Source organism: Streptomyces sp. NPDC093568 (assembly GCF_044764945.1).
GTDB lineage: Bacteria > Actinomycetota > Actinomycetes > Streptomycetales > Streptomycetaceae > Streptomyces.
Genome location: NZ_JBIWJD010000001.1, coordinates 651,882 through 671,562, shown reverse-complemented (window position 1 = coordinate 671,562; position 19,681 = coordinate 651,882). Strand labels below are relative to the sequence as shown.

The window sequence follows — 19,681 nt, the reverse complement described above, 5'->3', positions numbered from 1 at the left end:
TTTCACCGCCGTTTTCCCAGGTCGTGGCAGGTTTCAGCTCTGTTGCGCGTCGTGCGCGAGGAGTGCGATGTGTACGGATGCGGCCTGCTCGAAGTCGTCGAGGTCGACGCCGAGCCGCGTCTGTATCGCCTCCAGGCGGCGGTAGAGCGCGGGCCGCGAGACATGGTGGAGCTGGGCGGTGCGGGACTTGTTGCGGCCGGTCGCGAGGTAGGTGCGCAGCACGGACAGCATGTCGTCGTCGGCCGCGCACAGCAGCCCGTCCAACTCCCGTTCCGCGAAGGACTGGACATGCGGGTCGTCCCGCAGCAGCCGGATCAGGCCGCGCAGATGGACGTCCTTGAGGCGTACGACGGCCGGGAGGTCGAGGGCGGCCGAGGAGTCGGCGACGGCGTCGGCGACATGCTGGGCCTCGCGCAGCCCCGTGGGCACGTCGTCCCAGGCGGTCCGCGCCTCGGCGGCGGCCACGACGGCCCGCTCGGCCCCCGACTCCGAGCGCACCCGGCCGGCGAAGTTCGCGGCCAGCACGGTGGCGTCCTGGTCCCGGGCGAGGCTGAGCAGCACGGCGGTGGCCCCGTCGGCGAGCTCGGCGACGATCCCGGACAGCCCCAGCATCCGCAGCACCCGCTCCAGCCGGTCCGCCTCGACGTCCCGCACCACCAGCGGCACGAAGCTGCGCCGGTTGACCGGCAGTCCGGCGGCCCGCGCCCGCGGCAGCAGCTGCCGGGCCGGTACGACCCCGCTGACGAGGTCGGTCAGCAGGCTCTGCGCGGACTGCTCCTCCCAGGTGTGCGCGGAGTTCCCGCCGAGCATGCGGTGCAGGACGAGGGCCTCGGCGGCGCGGTCGGCGAGCAGCCGCCCGGCGGCGGTGTCGCCGCGGTGCCCGCACAGCATGATCTGGCCCCACCGCTCACCGCGTCCGCCCAGTTCGGCGCGGATCCAGCCGTCGCCCTCCCTGCCTCCCCCAGTGCCTGAACGGCCTGGGTGGTGCCCCCATGCCTGCCGGGCGATGCGCTCCCAGTCACGCAGCACGTCGTCCACGGCCGACCGCTCGCCCGCCGTGGCGAGGACGCGGTGGGCGAGGTTGGTGACGACGACGGGGCAGGCGCTGTGCGAGGCGACCTCGTCGAGGAGTCGTTGCAGCGGCGCGCCCGCGGTGATGAGTCCGGTGAGGGCGGTCCGTACGGACTCCGAGAGGCTGACGGCGGCGAACTTCCGCCGCACCAGCCGGGACTGGACCTCCTCGGTCAGGTCGGCGAAGGGGAACGGCCGGTGCAGGACGACCATGGGCAGCCCGCACCGCTCGGCCGCCCGGCGCATCACGTCCGGCGGGGCCGGGAACGCCCGGCCGAGGCCCAGCACGACGGCGGCGGCCTCGGCGCGGTGCAGGGACCGGATGTACTCGGCCTGCTTGTCCTCGTCGCCGGCGAGCAGCACGCCGGTGGTGAGCACCATCTCGCCGCCGCTGAGCATCACCCCGACGTCCGGTGCCTCGGCGACATGCACCCAGCGCACCGGCCGGTCGAGCTGACCGGCGCCGGCCACCACCTCGGGCTCACCGGCCAGCACCCGCTCCAGGGTGAGGACCTGGCGGACCGACAGAGCGGGTTCGGAAAGTTCCGTGGGCTCCGATGTGGTGGTCATGGCGGCGTTCCCTTGCTCAGGTGCTCACTCGGGTCGTGCTAGATGCTCCTCAGAGCGTTCTCGAGGATCGCGGCGCCTTCCTCGGCCTCCGCGACGGTGAGGGACAGCGGCGGGGCGATGCGCAGGGAGCTGGTGTTGTGGCCACCGCCCTTGCCGAGCAGGAGGCCTCCGTCGCGGGCCGCCTCCAGCACGGCGGAGGCGGCGGCGGGGTCGGCCTCGTCCGTGCCGGGCCTGGTGAGCTCGACGCCCAGCATCAGGCCCCGGCCGCGCACCTCGCGTACGTGCGGCACCTGCGCGGCGACGGCCCGCAGCCGCTCCAGGAGGAGTCCGCCGACCCGCCGGGCGTTGCCCTGGAGGTCGTGTTCGAGCAGGTAGGAGAGGTTGGCGAGGCCGGCCGCCATGGTGATCTGGGTGCCGCCGAAGGTCGAGATGCTGTTGGAGTCCAGGCAGTTCATGATCTCGGCGCGGGCGACGACCCCGCCGATGGACATGCCGTTGCCGATGCCCTTGGCGAAGGTCAGCATGTCCGGCGGACCGGACTGGCCGTGCGCCTGCCAGCCCCAGAAGTGGTCGCCGGTGCGGCCCCAGCCGGTCTGCACCTCGTCGGCGATCCACAGGATGCCGCGCTCCGCCAGCACCTCGCGGAACGCGGCGTACAGCCCGTCCGGGCCGGAGGTGAAGCCGCCGACGCCCTGGATGGGCTCGGCGATCAGGGCGGCGGGCGGGCGGGTGTGGCCGAGGAGGTCCTTCAGGTCCTCGACGCAGGCCGCGATGAAGTCGGCGTCGCTGAGACCGGCGTACGGCCCGCGGGTGCGGACACCGCCGTGGACGTACAGCGTCTGCAGCGGTGACAGCGAGGTGGGCGACCAGCCGCGGTTGCCGGTGATGCCGACCGCGCTGAAGGAGCGGCCGTGGTAGCTGTTGCGCATCGCGAGGACCGTGTTGCTCTGCCGGTGGGTCGTCGCGAGCAGCAGCGCGGTGTCGTTGGCCTCGGTGCCGGAGGTGGTGAAGAAGACGCGGGCGTCCGGGATGCCGCTCAACTGGGCGACGCGCTCGGCGAGCTCGACCATGGGCCGGTTGAGGTACAGGGTGGAGGAGTGGATGATCCGCCCGGCCTGCTCGCTCACCGCCTTGGTGACCTCGGGCAGCGCGTGCGCGGTCATCGTGGTGAGGATGCCGCCGAAGAAGTCGAGGTAGCGGTTGCCCTCGGCGTCCCAGACGTGGCGGCCCTCGCCGTGGGTGATCTCCAGCGGCTCCTCGTAGTACAGGGCCAGCCAGTCCGGCATGACGGCTCGGTGGCGTCCCAGCAGGTCCTTGGTCACGGCTGCACCAGTCCTTCATAGGCGTCGGGGCGGCGGTCGCGGTAGAAAGCCCACTGCTGCCGCACTTCGTCGATGAGGTCGAAGTCGAGGTCGCGCACGACGAGTTCCTCGCTCTTGTCGCTGGCGATCTCCCCGACAACCTGCCCACGTGGATCGACGAAATAGCTCGTCCCGTAGAAGTCGTTGTCGCCGTACGGCTCCTGCCCCACGCGGTTGATCGCGGCGACGAAGTACTCGTTGGCGACGGCGGCCGCGGGCTGTTCCAACTGCCAGAGGTAGGCGGACAGACCGCGCGAGGTGGCCGACGGGTTGTAGACCAACTGGGCGCCGTTGAGCCCGAGTTGCCGCCAACCCTCCGGGAAGTGGCGGTCGTAGCAGATGTAGACGCCCACCTTGCCGACCGCGGTCTCGAAGACGGGCCAGCCGATGTTGCCCGGCTTGAAGTAGTACTTCTCCCAGAAGCCCTTGACCTGCGGGATGTGGTGCTTGCGGTACTTGCCGAGGAAGGTGCCGTCGGCGTCGATCACGGCGGCGGTGTTGTAGTAGAAGCCCGCGTTCTCGACCTCGAACACCGGCACGACGATCACCATGCCGGTCTCGCGGGCCAGCTCCTGCATCCGGCGCGTGGTGGGCCCGTCGGGGACCGGCTCGGCCCAGCCGTAGTGCTCGGGTTCCTGGACCTGGCAGAAGTACGGAGCGTTGAAGACTTCCTGGAAGCCGATGATCCTGGCGCCCTGCCGGGCCGCCTCGCGGGCGTGCTCCTCGTGTTTCGCCACCATGGACTCTGTGTCGCCGGTCCAGGTGGCCTGGACCAGAGCGGCGCGTACGACGTTGGCCATGAGCTGCTCCTTCGACGGGACGTCAGAGCCTCTACGCCCGTAGAGGGGGCCGTAGAGGCTTGAAAGTAAGCCCCCGGGACAGCCTTGCCAAGACCATCGTCGTTAACCCGCTGAGTCGATCAGGTTTCACCCTCCTGTGGGTGATGGATGGGGCCGGTGGGAGGGGTGTGACCCGTGGTGCGCGCGGGTGTCACGCCGCGAAGCCCGCGACCCTCAGGGCGTGGACCAGATCCCACTGGCACTCGTCGGAGACCCGCTGGGCGGCCTCCAGCAGGAGCGGTACGAGCGTCCTCGGGTCGGGCTCGGCGCTGCGGGCGGCCTCCTCCGGGGTGCGGACGCGGACGTACGCGTCCAGCAGCGCACCGACCTCGCGGCTCCGCCCCTCGCCGGCCAGCCCCAGCACGGCCCGCCCGATCTCGGGTGCGGGCCGCAGCACGCCCTGCCGCAGGATACGCTCCCCGTCGTCGGCCCGCCCGGCCGCGGTCAGCGCGTCGGCGGCGGCGACCAGCCGCTCGGCGGGCAGCGAGGCGGCCTCCCACAGCAGGGTCGCCCAGTCGGCCTCCAGGCCGGCGCGCCGCATCTCGGCGGCCAGCAGCGGAAGCCGTACGGCGGGCCAGTGCGCGGCCTCGACGAGCAGCACGTGTGCCTCACCGCTGCGTCCCTGCGCGCGCAGCCGCACCAGCGCTGCCACGGTGCCGGCGACCTCCTGCCGGTCCACCGCGTCCGCCGCCCGGGCCTGCGGCTCGGCCGCCGCGGCCGGCTCCTCGGCGGCCCCGGCGAACCGCGCCCCTCGCGGGGTGCGGCGCGGGGTGGCGCTCTGCGCGGGGAGGGTCGGCAGTACGGGTTCGGCGGTCGGAGGTACGACGACGGGGGCGGCCTCCTCCTCGACGATGCCGGCGAAGCGGGCACTGCCACGGCGGCGTTTGCGCTGCTTCGGCGTGGGGGGTTGGGGGTCGGTGGTGCCGATGGTCTCGGGCGGGGCGGGGCGGTCTTCCACCGGAGTGCTGCCGCTCGGGTCGGGATGGTCCCGGAAGCCGTCGGCCCCGGACCTGTCGCCCTGGAGCCTGCCGCCCGGGAAGCCTTCGCCCCCGGGCCTGTCGTCCGCGAACCCGTCACCCCCGAGCCTGTCGTCCGCGAACCCGTCACCCCCGAGCCTGTCGTCCGCGAACCCGTCACCCCCGAGCCTGTCGTCCGCGAACCCGTCACCCCCGAACCCGCCGTCCGGGAACCCCTCGTCCGCGAACCCGCCGCCTCCGAATCCGCCGTCCCGGGACCCGCCGCCCCCGGCCCCTCCGTCGGCGACGCGAAAGACGGCCCCCTCCCCCACCCGCCCCTGCCGCATCGCCCGCCCCCGCGCCCCCGCCGCCCGCCGTTCCAGCTCGGCGATCCGGCCGCGCAGCTCGGCGCAGCGGGCGGTCGCGCGTTCGTGGTCGTCGCGGGCCCAGGCGAGGTCGAGGCGGATGGTGTCGGCCTCCTCCCGGCTGGTCGCGGCCGCGAGCAACCGGCCCAGCTCCGCCTGCCGTTCGGCGGCGTACCGCTGTTCGCGGAGCATGACGTCGAGTCGGTCGCCGAGGGCGTCACGGCCGCCGGGACGCGCGTCGAACGCGCCGAGCGCGGCGGTGTGCAGGGCGTGCGCGCGTTCCGTCTCGGCGTCGGCGCCGCCGGGGCCGTACTGCCCGGCGAGGTCGTACAGGAGGGACTCGACCACGTCCCAGGGCGGGACCTCGCGTCCGTCGAGGCAGGCCCGCATGCCCTCCGGGTCACGCTGCCAGAACACCCCGCACCAGCCGCCGCCCTGGTCGAGGCGCGCCACGAGGCCGTCCAGGTAGTTCGCGAACTCCCGCACCCGAGCCGAGAGTTGATCCACTGACATCCCAACTCCCGCCAGACCGGAGCACTCCGGTCCGTAAGGCAACACCAGACGTGTTACGGGCGCGCTACGGGAAGTTTTCCGACTGAACGCAGAGTACGCCGCTCCTGCCGGAACGTGACGTGCGGGCCTCTCAGGCGGCGGCCTCGACCACAGGCGCGCACCGGCCGTGGAGGTCGTCCATCGACAGCCCGAGGGCCTCCGCCAGCGCGGCCACGGTGAAGAACGCCGGGGTCGGCGCACGTCCGGTCTCGATCTTGCGCAGCGTCTCGGCGGAGATGCCGGCGCTCGCCGCGACCTCCGTCATGCTGCGGCCGCCACGGGCCTCGCGGAGCAGCCGGCCGAGCCGCTCGCCGCGCTCGCGCTCTTCGGGGGTGAGAGGGGTGCGCACCATGGCGCCCATTCTAATACCGCTCCCCGCCCACCTCACCCCATTCAAATACCGGTATAGTAATTGGCATGGTGGAGCTTAAGACGGACAAGTCGATCGATGAGATGTACGAGGCCGGGCAGGTCGTGGGCCGGGCCCTCACGGCCGTGCGCAAGGTCGCCGACGTGGGGGTCTCCCTGCTGGAGCTGGACGAGGTGGCACGCGAGGTGCTGCGCGACGCCGGGGCGACCTCACCGTTCCTCGGCTACCGCCCCTCCTTCGCACCCACCCCCTTCCCGGCCGTCATCTGCGCCTCGGTGAACGACGCGATCGTGCACGGCATCCCGACCGGCTACCGCCTGCGCGACGGCGACCTGGTCTCCATCGACTGCGGCGCCGAACTGGGCGGCTGGGCCGGCGACTCGGCGATCAGCTTCACGGTCGGCAGGGCGCGCCCCGCCGACGTACGCCTGATCGAGGCGGCGGAGCGGGCACTGGCGGCGGGCATCGAGGCGGCCGTGGTCGGAAACCGCATCGGCGACATCGCCCACGCGATCGGCTCGGTCTGCCGGGCGGCCGGCTACGGCATCCCGGACGGCTTCGGCGGACACGGCATCGGCCGCAAGATGCACGAGGACCCGGGCGTACCGAACGAGGGACGCCCAGGCCGGGGCATGCGACTGCGGCACGGCATGGTCCTCGCCATCGAGCCGATGGTCGTCGCGAGCGGCAAGGACGGCTACCACGCGGCGCCGGACGGCTGGACCCTGTGCACGAACGACGGATCCCGCGCGGCGCACGCGGAGCACACGGTGGCGATCACGGATGTGGGACCGCGCGTTCTCACCGCCAGGGAAGCCCTCTGACCAGCCACCCCCGCCGGAGACGTTGCGCACCGACGGCCGCACAGTGCGCCCGGGCGGCTCCCGCCCCGGGTTTCGTGCACGGCCGCCGCGACCACCGACGGGCCGCAGTCGAGAACGATTCTTCGCACATGCGCACGGCAAACCTTCGATGGCCAAAGCTCTCCCACCAGGTCCGAACGCACGTGCAAGTAGAACAGGTTCACCAGCCTTTTCGTATGTTCATACTTTCGTGCCACACCTTGCCGGAACCACGCATTCCGCAGCTAGCTGTGTGCTGTGCCCACCCCACCGTGGGGCTTGGGCCACGGCTCAGTGAGGAGAAGTCATGAAGAAGGCATACGAGGCACCGACGCTCGTCCGGCTCGGTACGTTCCGCAAGGAGACGGGACTCCTTCAGCGCTCCGGCAACGACCGGCTGATCTTCAGCAAGAACTGACGGGCGACGGCACTGACCCGACGTCATGACTGAACTGCACGAAAGTGCGGGGACGGGCCCCGGCGACGCGCACTTCGCGGTCCTTCCGGACCGCGAGGACGCGGCCGCCGTGGCCCGCTCCTTCGCCCGCCCCGGTAGCCGGACCCTCGCGCACGCGTCGGGCCGGCCCTGGCTGGTCGGCCACTGGCACGACGACGAGATCGTCACCGCGAGCGCCGGGAGTGCCACCCTCGCCGTCATCGGCTGCTGCCCCGTCGAGGCGGCGCAACTCCGGCGTATGGCCGCACGGCTGAGGGACCTGACGGAACTCGACGCGCCGGCCCGCTCCCTCCCCGGCAGCTTCCACCTCGTCGCCGCCCTCGACGGACAGGTCCGGGTCCAGGGCACCGCCTCCGGCCTGCGGCTGGTCTTCCACACCGAGATCGACGGCGTCCGGGTGGCCGCCACCCGCGCCGACACGCTCGCCGCCGCGCTCGGCCTCGACCCCGATCCGCAGGAGCTGGCCGTCCGGCTGCTGTGGCCGGCCCCCTACCCCCTGTTCGAGAACTCCCTGTGGCGCCCGGTCACCGCTGTGCCCCCGCAGGACGCCGTGATCGTCGCCGCGGACGGGCGCACCGTACGGCACACCCGCTGGTGGACGCCGCCGGAGCCGGTGCGGCCACTCGCCGAGGCGGCGCCCCTGATCCGGACGGCGCTGGAGGAGGCCGTGGGCGCGCGGACCCGGCAGGGCGGCGTGGTGAGCTGCGATCTGTCCGGCGGCCTGGACTCGACCTCCATCTGCTTCCTGGCCGACCGTTCCCCCGCCCACGTGGTGGCCAGCACCTGGCCGGGCCGCGATCCGGCGGACACCGACCTGCAGTGGGCGGAGCGGGCCATCAAGCACCTCCCGGACGTCGAGCACGTGGTGTGGGACGCCGACGCCTCGCCGCTGGTCTACGAGGATCTGCTCGGCATCGACGACCTCCTCGACGAGCCCACCATCGGCGTCATGGACCGCTCCCGGGTCCTGCACCACCTGCCGGGCCTCGCCGCACGCGGCAGCCGGTTGCACCTGACCGGAATCGGCGGCGACCACGTGGCATGGTGCTCCGACGCCTACTACCACCGGCTGGTGCGCACCCGTCCACTGTTCGCGCTGCGCCAGTTGCGCGGGTACCGGGCGCTGTGGCAGTGGCCACTGGGCGACACGGCCCGCGCCCTCGCCGACTCCCGGCCGTACGGGAAGTGGCTCGCCGACGGAGCCGGCCGGCTGCGTGACCCGTTGCCCTCGTCCGTCGCGACGAGTCTCGGCTGGGGCATGGCCCCGCGCCTGTTCGACTGGGTGACCCCCGAGGCGGAGCGGATGGCCCGCCGGGCACTGCTCGACGCGGCGGCCACGGCCTCGCCGCTGCACCCGGACCGCGGACTGCACACCGACCTGGAGCAGATCCGCTCGTGCACCCGCGTCATCCGGCAGTGGGACCGGATGGCGGCGCGGGCGGGCCTGCCGATGGCCTCCCCCTTCTTCGACGACCGCGTCATCGAGGCGTTCCTCGCCGTCCGTCCGAGCGAGCGCGTCACTCCCTGGCAGTACAAGCCCGTCCTGAGCGCCGCGATGCGCGGAATCGTGCCCGAGGACTGCCTGCGGCGTGCCAACAAGGCGACGGCCGCCATGGACGCCGCCAACGGACTGCGCCATCACCGCGGCGACCTGCTGGCCCTGTGGGAGGGCTCACGGCTGGAGGCACTGGGCCTGGTGGACGGCGACGAGCTGCGCCGCCTCGCCGTACGCCCGACCTCACCGGGCCTCTCCGACGCCATCCTCTACTCCACCATCGCCGCCGAGGTGTGGCTGCGGGGGCTGTCCCACAGCCGTGCCCGCACTCCCTGAGAACCCCGTCAGAAAGGCGAGCGCATGCCCTTGCGGTTCGACGCACACATCTCCACGGCCGAGACCGACTACGGCACCGTACTGCTGGACGAGCGAGCCGGTACCTACTGGGAGTTGAACCCGACCGCCACCCTTGTGGTCCGTACCCTGCTCGACGGCGGCGAGGAGGCGGACGCGACCGCCGCCCTGATCCGCGAGTTCGACATCGACCGGGCACAGGCCGAGCGGGACGTCGAGGCGCTCGTCGGTCATCTGCGTGAGGCGGGACTGGCCTCATGACGACACCCAGCGCGCTGGAACGCCCCACCGGTGTGCCCCTCGGCCACCGCCTGGCCGCCCTCCTCGTCCTGCTCCCCGCCGTCGCCCTCGCCCTTCTGCCACCCCGCCGTATCCGGACCGTGCTGGGCGTGGTGCGGCGCGGTGCCGCACCCGCCACCATCGCGCAGGCCCAGGACGCGCGCGACGCCATGTGCGCCGCCAGCCTGCGCTGCGCCGCCCCGAAGGGGTGCCTGCCGCGCTCCCTGGGGGCCGCGCTGCTGTGCCGGCTGAGGGGGACGTGGCCGACCTGGTGCACCGGGGTCCGCGTCGTCCCGCCCTTCACCGCGCACGCCTGGATCGAAGCGGAGGGCCGCCCCGTGGGCGAGGGCGTGCCCGACGGCTATTTCGCCCGGCTGGTGGCCGTCGAGCCGGCAGGCCGATGAGCGGGGGGGTGGCCGCGGACACCGGGCCGGCGTCGGGCGGCACGGTCGCGGACCACAGGACCCACGAGGCCGGCGACGAGGACCTGTCGACCCGCGCGGCCGTGGCCACGCTGTACAGGCTCACCGCCGGGCACCGGGCCGCCGCCGCCGTGGCCACCGCGCTGACGCTGGCCGGCTCCGCGCTGGGGCTGGTCCAGCCGCTGGTCGCCCGGCACGCCGTGGACGCGAGCGGCCGCGGCCAGGTCGTCTGGCCGCTGCTGGCACTCCTCGGCGCACTGTTCCTGGTGGAAGCGGCGATCGGGTCGGCGGGGCGCTTCCTGCTGGAGCGGATGGGCGAGGGCGTCGTACGGCAGCTCCGGCTCGGCCTGGTGGGGCGGCTGCTCCGGCTGGAGATGCGGGAGTACGACCGACACCGGAGCGGCGACCTCATCTCCCGGGTCACCGCCGACACCACCCTGCTGCGCGAGGTCGTCTCGCAGGCCCTGGTGGACCTGGTGACCGGCAGCCTCGTCGCCGCCGGAGCGGTGATCCTGATGGCGTGGCTCGACCCGCTGCTGCTGCTTCTGGTCGCGCTCACCGTGGCCGTCGCCGCGGCCGTGGTCACCTCGCTGCTCCAGGGCCTGCGGAAGGCGTCCGAGCATATGCAGGACTCGGTCGGTGCCGTCGCCGCGGACCTGGAACGGGCCCTTGGCGCCCTGCCCATGGTCCGGGTGCACCGTGCCGAGGACCGCGAGGCCGCCCGCATCGGGGGCCGGGTCCAGGAGGCCTACGACGCGGGGGTCCGCACCGCGAAGCTCGCCTCCGTCATGAGTCCCGCCGTCGAACTCGCCGTCCAGGGCTCGTTCCTCATCGTGCTCGTCGTCGGTGGCCTGCGGGTCAGCGGTCACGCCGGCTCCCTCGGGGATCTCGTCGCGTTCCTGCTGTACGCCTCGTATCTCGTCCTGCCGCTGTCCTGCGTTTTCCACGCGGTGGGTCTGGTCCAGCGCGGCATGGGCGCATACCGGCGCGTCGACCAGGCGCTGCGCCTACCCGTGGAACACACGGGCCCGTCGGCCGGGTCGACCGGCCACCGGCCGCTGCCGTCCGTCCCCGCCGGCCAGCCGGCGCTCGCCCTGCACGACGTCCGCTTCGGATACGCCCCGGGCCGCCCCGTACTGTCGGGCGTGTCCTTCGCCGTCCCCCACCGCCGGCAGGTCGCCCTCGTGGGCCCCTCGGGAGCCGGCAAGAGCACGGTCTTCGCGCTGGTGGCGGGGTTCTACGAACCGGACGCGGGAACCGTGCTGTTCGACGGGCGCCCCGCCGCCGAACTGGGCCGCGACGTCTGCCGCCGGCGCATCGCCGTGGTGGACCAGAACACCCACGTCGTCCACGGCACCCTGCGGGAGAACATCACCTACGCCGTGCCCGACGCCCCCGAGGCGGAAATCCGGCGGGTCCTCTCGCTGACCCGGCTGGAGGAACTCGTCGACCGGCTGCCCGGCGGTCTGGACACGGTCGTCGGTGAGCGCGGCAGCACCCTCTCCGGCGGCGAACGTCAACGCGTCGCCCTGGCCCGGGCCTTGCTCGCCCGTCCCGCGCTGCTGCTCCTGGACGAGCCCACCGCCCACCTCGACGCGATCAACGAAGCGGCGCTGACCACGGTGATGAAGGACGTCGCCCAGGAATGCGCCCTGCTGGTCATCGCCCACCGCCTGTCCACCGTGCGGCACGCCGACCACATCGTCGTCCTCCACCCGGGCCGCGGCCCGGCCTGCGGAAGCCACGAGCAGCTGATGGCCCGCGATCCCCTCTACCGCGAACTGGCCACGAGCCAGATGCTGCGCCCCGGCGACGGGCCGCCCGCGGACCTGGGCGGCCGCCGGACGAACGGCTGAGGCGTTCCTGCACATGCCCCCTGGGCCAGAACGTGCCATCGTGGCATGAGCGAGCCCGAACCGGGTTACCCGAATCCGGCACGTCGATCAGCGAGGGCGACCCTGCCCGCGCAGGGAAGCCGGATGGGAACGCCATGACCAGCGGCTTCAGTGGTCCCGAAGACTACGACCCCTTCGGGGAATTCCTCGCCCGCTTCTTCGGCGGACCGCGCCCCGGACCCCGGCAGATCGACATCGGACGGCTGCTCAGTCAGCCGGCCCGGGAGATGGTGCGCGGCGCCGCCCAGTACGCCGCCGAGCACGGCAGCCGGGACCTGGACACCCAGCACCTGCTGCGGGCCGCGCTGTCCGCCGAGCCGACCCGGAGCCTGCTCAGCCGGGCGGGCGCGGATCCCGACTCGCTGGCGACGGAGATCGACGAGCGGTCGGGCCCGATCCAGCACCAGCCGGGCGAGGCCCCGCCGCCGACGTCGCTCTCCCTCACGCCGGCGGCCAAGCGCGCCCTGCTGGACGCGCACGACCTGGCCCGCGCGCGGGGCGCCGGCTACATCGGCCCGGAGCACGTGCTCAGCGCCCTCGCCTCGAATCCCGACTCGGCGGCCGGGCACATCCTCAACGCGGCCCGCTTCGCGCCCTCCGGCATGCCGCCCGAGGCCGCCGACGGGGGCCGGCCCGGGGACCGTACCGACCAGCGCCCGCGTGTCGACACCGGTACGCCGACCCTGGACAAGTACGGCCGTGACCTCACCGACCTCGCCCGCCAGGGCCGTATCGACCCGGTGATCGGCCGGGACGAGGAGATCGAGCAGACCGTCGAGGTGCTCTCCCGGCGCGGCAAGAACAACCCGGTGCTCATCGGCGACGCGGGCGTCGGCAAGACCGCGATCGTGGAGGGCCTGGCCCAGCGGATCACCGACGGCGACGTGCCGGACGTACTCAGCGGCCGCCGGGTGATCGCCCTCGACCTGACCGGGGTGGTCGCCGGCACCCGTTACCGGGGTGACTTCGAGGAGCGGCTGACCAACATCGTCGACGAGATCCGCGCGCACTCCGACCGGCTGATCGTCTTCATCGACGAACTGCACACCGTCGTGGGCGCCGGAGGCGGCGGCGAGGGCGGGTCCATGGACGCCGGGAACATCCTCAAGCCGGCCCTCGCACGCGGCGAACTCCATGTCGTGGGCGCGACGACGCTGGAGGAGTACCGCAGGATCGAGAAGGACGCGGCGCTCTCCCGCCGGTTCCAGCCGATCCTGGTCCCCGAGCCGACCACCGCCGACGCCATCGAGATCCTGCGCGGCCTGCGCGACCGCTACGAGGCCCACCACCAGGTCCGCTACAGCGACGAGGCGCTGGTCGCCGCCGTGGAGCTGTCCGACCGCTATCTCACCGACCGCCGTCTGCCGGACAAGGCGATCGACCTGATCGACCAGGCGGGCGCCCGGGTGCGGCTGCGCGCACGGACCAAGGGCACGGACGTACGGGCCATGGAGCGCGAGGTCGAGCAGCTGACCCGGGACAAGGACCAGGCCGTCGCCGACGAGAGCTACGAGCAGGCGACGCAACTGCGCGACCGTATCGTCGAGTTGAAGAAGCGCATCGCGGAGACGGGCGACGGCGAGATCGACGAGGGCATGGACCTGGAGGTGACCGCCGAGGCCATCGCCGAGGTCGTGTCCCGGCAGACCGGCATCCCGGTGAGCAGCCTCACCGAGGAGGAGAAGGACCGGCTGCTCGGCCTGGAGGAGCATCTGCACCAGCGCGTCGTCGGGCAGGACGAGGCGGTGCGCGTGGTCTCCGACGCGGTGCTGCGCTCGCGGGCCGGACTCTCGAGCCCCGACCGGCCGATCGGCAGCTTCCTCTTCCTCGGCCCGACCGGCGTCGGCAAGACCGAGCTGGCGCGGGCGCTGGCGGAGGCGCTGTTCGGCAGCGAGGAGCGCATGGTCCGCCTGGACATGAGCGAGTACCAGGAACGGCACACAGTCAGCCGGCTGATCGGCGCCCCGCCCGGCTATGTCGGCCACGAGGAGGCCGGCCAGCTCACCGAGGTGGTGCGCCGGCACCCGTACTCGCTGCTTCTGCTGGACGAGATCGAGAAGGCCCACCCGGACGTCTTCAACATCCTGCTCCAGGTTCTGGACGACGGCCGGCTGACCGACTCGCAGGGCCGGACGGTGGACTTCACCAACGCGGTCGTCGTGATGACCAGCAACCTCGGCTCGGAGGCGATCAGCCGGGGCGGCGCCGGGATCGGGTTCGGCTCGGGTGACGAGGAGGCCGCCGAGGAGGCGCGCAGCGAGCGGATCCTGCGGCCGCTGCGCCAGCACTTCAGGCCCGAGTTCCTCAACCGCATCGACGAGATCGTGGTGTTCCGCCAGCTCACCCACGACCAGCTGGAGCAGATCACCAACCTGATGCTGGACAAGACGCGGCGGCTGCTGCACGCCCAGGGCGTCTCGGTCGAGTTCACCGCAGCGGCCGTGGACTGGCTCTCCGAGCGCGGCTACCAGCCCGAGTACGGCGCCCGCCCGCTGCGCCGCACGATCCAGCGGGAGGTCGACAACCAGCTCTCCCGGCTGCTCCTGGACGGCCGGATCGGCGAGGGCGGCCGGGTGACGGTGGACGTGGAGGACGGGCGGCTGGCCTTCCGCACGGAAGAGCTGCCGCCCGCCCCCGAGTTGTGAGCGGCGGGTGGGGCGGCGCTACGACGCCGGCCGCACCACCATCGCCGACCCGCCGCCCCGCCGTACCTTCTCGGCGGCTGCGAGCCACTTGCCGTTCGGCAGCCGCTGCACGCCCGTGGCGGCGCCGATCTCCGGGTTGAGCTTGAAGGAGTGCCCGATGGCCTCCAGCTCGGCCTTCACCGCACTGTTGTAGAGGCCGGGTTCCAGCTCGGTCTGGGCCGCGTTGCGCTGGCTGGCGCGCGGCGCGGCGATCGCGTCGACGAGCGGCACCCCCCGGTCGAGGAACCCGGTCAGCGACTGGAGCACGGTGGTGATGATCGTGGCACCGCCGGGCGAACCGAGCGCCACCACGGGCCTGTTGTGCTGGTCGAGCACGATCGTCGGGGACATCGAGGAGCGCGGGCGCTTGCCCGGGCCCGGCAGGTTCGGGTCGTGCACGGCCGGGTTGGCCGGGGTGAAGGAGAAGTCCGTCAGCTCGTTGTTGAGGATGAAGCCCCGGCCCGGGACGGTGATGCCGCTGCCGCCGGTCTGCTCGATGGTGAGGGTGTAGGAGACGACGTTGCCCCACTTGTCGGCGACGGTGAGGTGGGTGGTGCTGTCGCCCTCGTAGGTGGTCGGGGCGGCCGTGCCGCTCGCCTCGCAGGCCGCCGGGTCGCGCGGGTCGCCGGGTGCCACCGGGCTCTTCAGCACCGCGTCGTCCTTGATCAGGCACGCCCGCGAGTCGGCGTACCGCTGCGACAGCAGTTCCTTCGTCGGTACGTCCTCGAAGGCGGGGTCGCCGACCCAGCGCCCGCGGTCCGCGAAGGCGATGCGGCTGGCCTCGATGTAGCGGTGCAGGTACTGGACCTCGCTCGCCTTGGAGAGGTCGGTGTTCTCCAGGATGTTGAGGGCCTCGCCGACGGTCGTGCCACCGGAGGAGGAGGGCGCCATGGAGTAGACGCCGAGTCCGTGGTACGAGGTCCTGGAGGGGGCCTGGGACTTGACGCGGTAGGCGGCGAGGTCCCTGGCGGACAGGTCACCGGGGCGTGCCTTCCAGCCGGAGGCCGGGTCCACGGGCGGCTCGTTGACCGTGTCGACGATGTCCTCGGCGAGATCGCCCCGGTACAGCGTGCCGACGCCCTTGCTCGCCAGCTCGGCGTAGGTGCGGGCGAGGTCGGGGTTCTTGAAGGTGGAGCCGACGACCGGCAGCGCGCCGCCCGGCAGGAACAGCTTCGAGGTGTCCGGGAAGTAGCGGAACCGCGTCTCGTTGGCGGCGGTCTGCGCGCGGAAGGTGGCGTCGACGGTGAATCCGTCGCGGGCGAGCCGCTCGGCGGGCTTCAGCACCGAGCCGAGGCTTCTGCTCCCCCACTTCTCGAGCGCCCGCTGCCAGGTCGCGGGCGTGCCCGGGGTGCCCACGCTCAGGCCGCTGGTGACGGCCTCGGCGAACGGGATCGCGGTGCCGTTCTCCGTGAACAGCCGGGAGTCGGCGGTCAGCGGCGCGGTCTCCCGGCCGTCGAGGGTGCGCACGGTACGGGACTCGGCGTCGTAGTAGACGAAGTAGCCGCCTCCGCCGATGCCGGCGGAGTAGGGCTCGGTGACCCCGAGCGCGGCGGCGGTGGCGACGGCCGCGTCGACGGCGTTGCCGCCCTTGCGCAGTACCTCGATGCCGGCGGCGGAGGCGTCCGCGTCGACGCTGGAGACGGCTCCGCCGTAGCCGACGGCGACCGGGACCTTCTCCACTCCGTGGGTTCCGGTGCCCGGCGGCGCGGCCGCTCCCACCGACACCACGGCAACCGAGATGGCCAGGACCGACAGTTTCCGCGCGACAGGGCGACGCATCCGCACCTCCAGTCAGGGACCGTCCGCGCAGCCTATTCGATCGGCATGCCCCCGTCAGCCTGTCCTCGGCAGGCTCTCGTCGAACACGGGTTTGCGTTCGCCCGCTAGCATGCGCGCCCATGAATGACGACGTGCGCAACATCGTCCTGGGCGTGGTCGCGGCCGGCCTCAGTGCGATGCTCGGCTGGCTCGCCCGTACCTACCTGTGGAAGCGCAGGCTGCGCCGCAGGCAGGCGTTCTTCGGGCTGCCCGACAACGCCGAGTCCCTGCTGGTGGTCAACCGCGGGGCGGGCGGGCCCGAGTTGACGGTGATGCGCTACGACGTGTTCGCGCTCCTGGAACTCGCCGCCCTGATCAAGGACTGCAACGCCAACGCGCAGATCATCCCGCACGACGCGGCGCGCCAGGGCTTCGGGGAGCGCACCGAGTTCTGCGTCGGCGGCCCGGCGTCGAACCGCCGCATGATGGCGCACCTGGCCTCCCTGCTGCCCGGTGTGCGGGTGAACGTCGACGCCGAACCCGGCCCGGACCGGGGCGCGTTCCAGATCGGCTCGGAGCGCTACCGGGTGGAGGTCGGCAAGGAGGAGTACGCGCTGCTCGCCCGGCTCACCGTCGACGAGAGCCAGGGCCCGCGCCCGGTCTTCCTGTTCTGCGGGCAGACGTCGATCACCAACCAGGCCGCCACCCGCTACCTCGCCCGCAACCACGAGCGGCTGAGCCGCAAGCACGGCACGGGCTCGTTCGTGCTGCTGCTGAAGGTGGTCAACTCGCAGGCGTACGGCCCGGATGTGGTGGAGCTCGTCGCCGATGTCACGCGGTCGGCGCAGACCGCGCTGCCGGCACCGGCGGCTCCTCGCAACAGCCACCGGGCCTCCTGAGGTCCAACACATTCCGCTAATCGTTACTGGCACGTAACTTACCGACGGGTTACTTGCGGTAAGAGGCCGCGGTTACCGTCGGGTCACTTTGCACTGACACGAGTGAGGAGTGACCCGTGGGACACCATCGCAAGGCCCTGCGCACGACCGCCGTGGGCGCCGTCTCCGCGACCCTGGTCGCCGGTAGCGCCCTCGGGCTCGCCCCCGCCGCCCAAGCGGCCCCGAACAGCGTCCGCTTCGTCGACATCACCGGCGACGGCGGCACCACGCTCAAGGCGAACGTCGTCACGCCGGCCGGCGCCGACGGCACGCGCGACTACCCTCTGCTTGTCATGCCCACGAGCTGGGGGCTGCCCCAGGTCGAGTACTTCGCGCAGGCCCAGAAGCTCGCCGACTCCGGCTATGTCGTGGTCAGTTACAACGTGCGCGGCTTCTGGCAGTCGGGCGGCGAGATAGAAGTGGCGGGGCCGCCCGACATAGCCGACGCGTCCAGGGTCATCGACTGGGCGCTCGCCAACACCCCGGCCGACGCCCGGCACATCGGCATGGCGGGCGTCTCGTACGGCGCCGGCATCAGCCTGCTGACCGCCGCGCAGGACAAGCGGGTCCGGGCGGTCGCCGCCCTCAGCGGCTGGGCCGACCTCATCGGCTCGATCTACGCGGGCCGCACCCAGCACGTCCAGGCCGCGGCGCTGCTGGACGGCGCGAGCCTGGTCACCGGCCGCCAGAGCCCCGAAGTCCGGCAGATCTTCAATGACTTCTACGCCTCCAACCTGTCCAAGGAACAGGACATCATCAACTGGGGGAAGAAACGTTCTGTCGCCACATACGTGGACGAGCTCAACGACAGCGGCGTCGCGGTCATGCTGGCCAACTCCTGGGGCGACACGGTCTTCCAGCCGAACCAGTACGCGGACTTCTACGAGAAGCTGACGGGCCCGAAGCGGCTGGAGTTCCGCCCCGGCGACCACGCCACCGCCGAGCTGACCGGCCTGTTCGGCCTGCCCAACGACGTGTGGACGGACACCGAGCGCTGGTTCGACCACTACCTCAAGGGCGAGGACAACGGCGTGGGCCGCGAGCTGCCGGTCCGCCTCAAGTCCCGCACCAGCGGCGGCTACGAGGGCTACCCGGACTGGAAGTCGGTCGGCGCGACGAACCGGAAGATCGCCCTCGCGGGCACGACCACGATCCGCACGAACGTCGACTCGGGGGCGAACGGCGGGGTCGTCTTCCTGTCCAGCATCCTCGACCAGGTGGCCCAACTGCCTCCGATGGCCTCGATTCCGCTGATCCCCCGGCTCTGGGCGGGCGTGTGGCAGTCGGAGAAGTACGCCACGGCCCAACGGGTACGCGGCACCGCGAAGTTGCACACCACGATCACCCCGACCAAGGAGAGCGGCACCCTCGTCGCCTATCTCTACGACGTGGGCCCGCTCGGCCTCGGCAAGCTGGTCAGCAACGCGCCGTACACCTTCCACGGACGTACGCCCGGAAAGCCGTTCACCGTGGACCTGGAGCTGTACTCCACGGCCTACGACGTGCCGGCAGGGCACCGACTCGCCCTGGTCGTCGACACCGTCGACCCGCTCTACATCGAGCACAACCCGTCCGGCGCGCGGCTGACCTTCTCCTCGCCGGCGAACGACCCGTCATACGTGTCGATTCCACTGCGCGAGCAGTGATCTCCGGCCGGCGCCGGACGGGTATGGCTCTGTGACTGCTGCCCCCTGCTGCCCCTGTGTCCAGGGGCCGTGGGGGGATCCCCACCCGGCAGCAGCGTCCCCGGACGTGGACGGGGCCACCGCCACGGCCTTGGGGACGGACGGAACATCGTAGTCGAGGTCGGTTCAGCTGCGTTGCGATGGCCGCAAACTATCCGGGCAGCAGGGAACCTATGGGACGACACGCACTTTTCGGGCATTAGCCGTATTTATCCGGTTCTTACCTGAAAACGCCCATGAGGCCTCAGGCCTCCGAGACCTCCGCGTACAGCTGTGACAGCTCGGGCACGCCGCTCACGGCCCACTCCCGGCCCGAGGTCACCACGTCGAACTCACGGCCGGAGGCGAGGCGGACGACCGGCTGGCCGTCCGGCCAGAACCCCCAGGCCGCACCGGGTACGGTGCGCACGATGACGGTGCCGAGGTACAGCCCGGCGTCATTGCCCAGCCAGGGCAGGACCTCCTCGTCGTCCCGCCAGCGCGGCAGCAGCTGATCGAGGGCCTCCAACGAGGCCACGGTGTCATCGAGTTGGATCCCCGCCCGGGACGCGTGGGAACGCAGGAGTTCGCACTCGGAGAGAAGTTCGGCGATGCCCTCGGGGTCGGGGGCCCCGCGCTTCTCGGGCCGATGGCCAAGAAAAGGGATCTTCATACGCACAGCGTGTCATTCGCACGGGCGAGCGCACCACAGGCGCGCGGACCGCCGATTCCGGTCGAGTTCACGCCGACTTCTGGCATGGCTCGTTGACGGGTCACGGGTGCCTCTCTACTTTCTCGATGCGTCCTGC

Annotated in this window: 16 protein-coding genes; 9 read left to right on the top strand and 7 right to left on the bottom strand. The window is 72.3% G+C overall.

Translation table 11 applies throughout. The annotated features are described in order from the left end of the window. Positions 1 to 33: 33 nt before the first annotated feature. From ACIRD7_RS02815 to ACIRD7_RS02795, 5 genes are all read right to left on the bottom strand, one after another. Positions 34 to 1,641, bottom strand: coding sequence for a PucR family transcriptional regulator (locus tag ACIRD7_RS02815; protein ID WP_403448844.1), 1,608 nt, complete (start codon positions 1,639 to 1,641; stop codon positions 34 to 36). Between the two features lie 38 nt (positions 1,642 to 1,679). Beyond that, the gene (locus tag ACIRD7_RS02810) at positions 1,680 to 2,963 is read right to left on the bottom strand and encodes an aspartate aminotransferase family protein (protein ID WP_403448841.1); all 1,284 of its coding nucleotides are present in this window, start codon (positions 2,961 to 2,963) and stop codon (positions 1,680 to 1,682) included. Continuing rightward, on the bottom strand, positions 2,960 to 3,802 hold the full coding sequence (locus ACIRD7_RS02805; protein WP_403448839.1) for a nitrilase-related carbon-nitrogen hydrolase: 843 nt from the start codon (positions 3,800 to 3,802) through the stop codon (positions 2,960 to 2,962). The genes ACIRD7_RS02810 and ACIRD7_RS02805 overlap by 4 nt, the downstream gene beginning before the upstream one ends. 190 nt (positions 3,803 to 3,992) lie before the next feature. Then, positions 3,993 to 5,675: a hypothetical protein gene (locus ACIRD7_RS02800; protein WP_403448836.1), complete on the bottom strand. Its 1,683-nt coding sequence runs from the start codon at positions 5,673 to 5,675 to the stop codon at positions 3,993 to 3,995. 130 nt (positions 5,676 to 5,805) lie between these two features. Next, positions 5,806 to 6,066, bottom strand: a complete 261-nt coding sequence (locus tag ACIRD7_RS02795) for a helix-turn-helix domain-containing protein (RefSeq protein ID WP_403448833.1) — start codon at positions 6,064 to 6,066, stop codon at positions 5,806 to 5,808. A 65-nt stretch (positions 6,067 to 6,131) separates the two neighbouring features. Between ACIRD7_RS02795 and map the strand changes: the two genes are divergently transcribed. From map to ACIRD7_RS02760, 7 genes are all read left to right on the top strand, one after another. Further along, complete coding sequence (gene map / locus ACIRD7_RS02790) at positions 6,132 to 6,908, top strand: type I methionyl aminopeptidase (RefSeq protein ID WP_403448830.1); 777 nt, start codon at positions 6,132 to 6,134, stop codon at positions 6,906 to 6,908. Between the two features lie 325 nt (positions 6,909 to 7,233). Next, entirely contained in the window at positions 7,234 to 7,344 is a 111-nt protein-coding gene (locus ACIRD7_RS02785; protein ID WP_023549519.1) for a keywimysin-related RiPP, read from the top strand. 25 nt (positions 7,345 to 7,369) lie between these two features. Then, on the top strand, positions 7,370 to 9,214 hold the full coding sequence (locus ACIRD7_RS02780) for a lasso peptide isopeptide bond-forming cyclase (protein ID WP_403448828.1): 1,845 nt from the start codon (positions 7,370 to 7,372) through the stop codon (positions 9,212 to 9,214). Positions 9,215 to 9,238: 24 nt separating this feature from the next. Next, positions 9,239 to 9,493 (top strand): lasso peptide biosynthesis PqqD family chaperone, encoded by a 255-nt coding sequence (locus tag ACIRD7_RS02775; RefSeq protein WP_403448827.1) that lies wholly within the window; start codon positions 9,239 to 9,241, stop codon positions 9,491 to 9,493. Further along, positions 9,490 to 9,915 (top strand): lasso peptide biosynthesis B2 protein, encoded by a 426-nt coding sequence (locus ACIRD7_RS02770; RefSeq protein ID WP_403448825.1) that lies wholly within the window; start codon positions 9,490 to 9,492, stop codon positions 9,913 to 9,915. Before ACIRD7_RS02775 ends, ACIRD7_RS02770 begins: the two co-directional genes overlap by 4 nt. Positions 9,916 to 10,016: 101 nt before the next feature. Then, on the top strand, positions 10,017 to 11,789 hold the full coding sequence (locus tag ACIRD7_RS02765; RefSeq protein WP_403451623.1) for an ABC transporter ATP-binding protein: 1,773 nt from the start codon (positions 10,017 to 10,019) through the stop codon (positions 11,787 to 11,789). Positions 11,790 to 11,923: 134 nt separating this feature from the next. Further along, the gene (locus ACIRD7_RS02760; protein WP_403448823.1) at positions 11,924 to 14,473 is read left to right on the top strand and encodes an ATP-dependent Clp protease ATP-binding subunit; all 2,550 of its coding nucleotides are present in this window, start codon (positions 11,924 to 11,926) and stop codon (positions 14,471 to 14,473) included. An 18-nt stretch (positions 14,474 to 14,491) separates the two neighbouring features. Here the strand turns inward: ACIRD7_RS02760 and ggt are convergent, their stop codons facing one another. Then, complete coding sequence (gene ggt / locus ACIRD7_RS02755) at positions 14,492 to 16,291, bottom strand: gamma-glutamyltransferase (protein WP_403448821.1); 1,800 nt, start codon at positions 16,289 to 16,291, stop codon at positions 14,492 to 14,494. A 119-nt stretch (positions 16,292 to 16,410) separates the two neighbouring features. Here ggt and ACIRD7_RS02750 point away from each other — a divergent pair, with 119 nt between their 5' ends. After that, complete coding sequence (locus tag ACIRD7_RS02750) at positions 16,411 to 17,169, top strand: hypothetical protein (RefSeq protein ID WP_403448819.1); 759 nt, start codon at positions 16,411 to 16,413, stop codon at positions 17,167 to 17,169. 116 nt (positions 17,170 to 17,285) lie between these two features. Continuing rightward, a complete protein-coding gene (locus tag ACIRD7_RS02745) occupies positions 17,286 to 18,854 on the top strand; it encodes a CocE/NonD family hydrolase (RefSeq protein ID WP_403448816.1) in 1,569 nt (522 codons plus the stop codon). A 283-nt stretch (positions 18,855 to 19,137) separates the two neighbouring features. Here ACIRD7_RS02745 and ACIRD7_RS02740 read toward each other — a convergent pair whose 3' ends face one another. Further along, positions 19,138 to 19,545, bottom strand: a complete 408-nt coding sequence (locus tag ACIRD7_RS02740) for a DUF6278 family protein (RefSeq protein WP_403448814.1) — start codon at positions 19,543 to 19,545, stop codon at positions 19,138 to 19,140. Between the last annotated feature and the right edge of the window lie 136 nt (positions 19,546 to 19,681).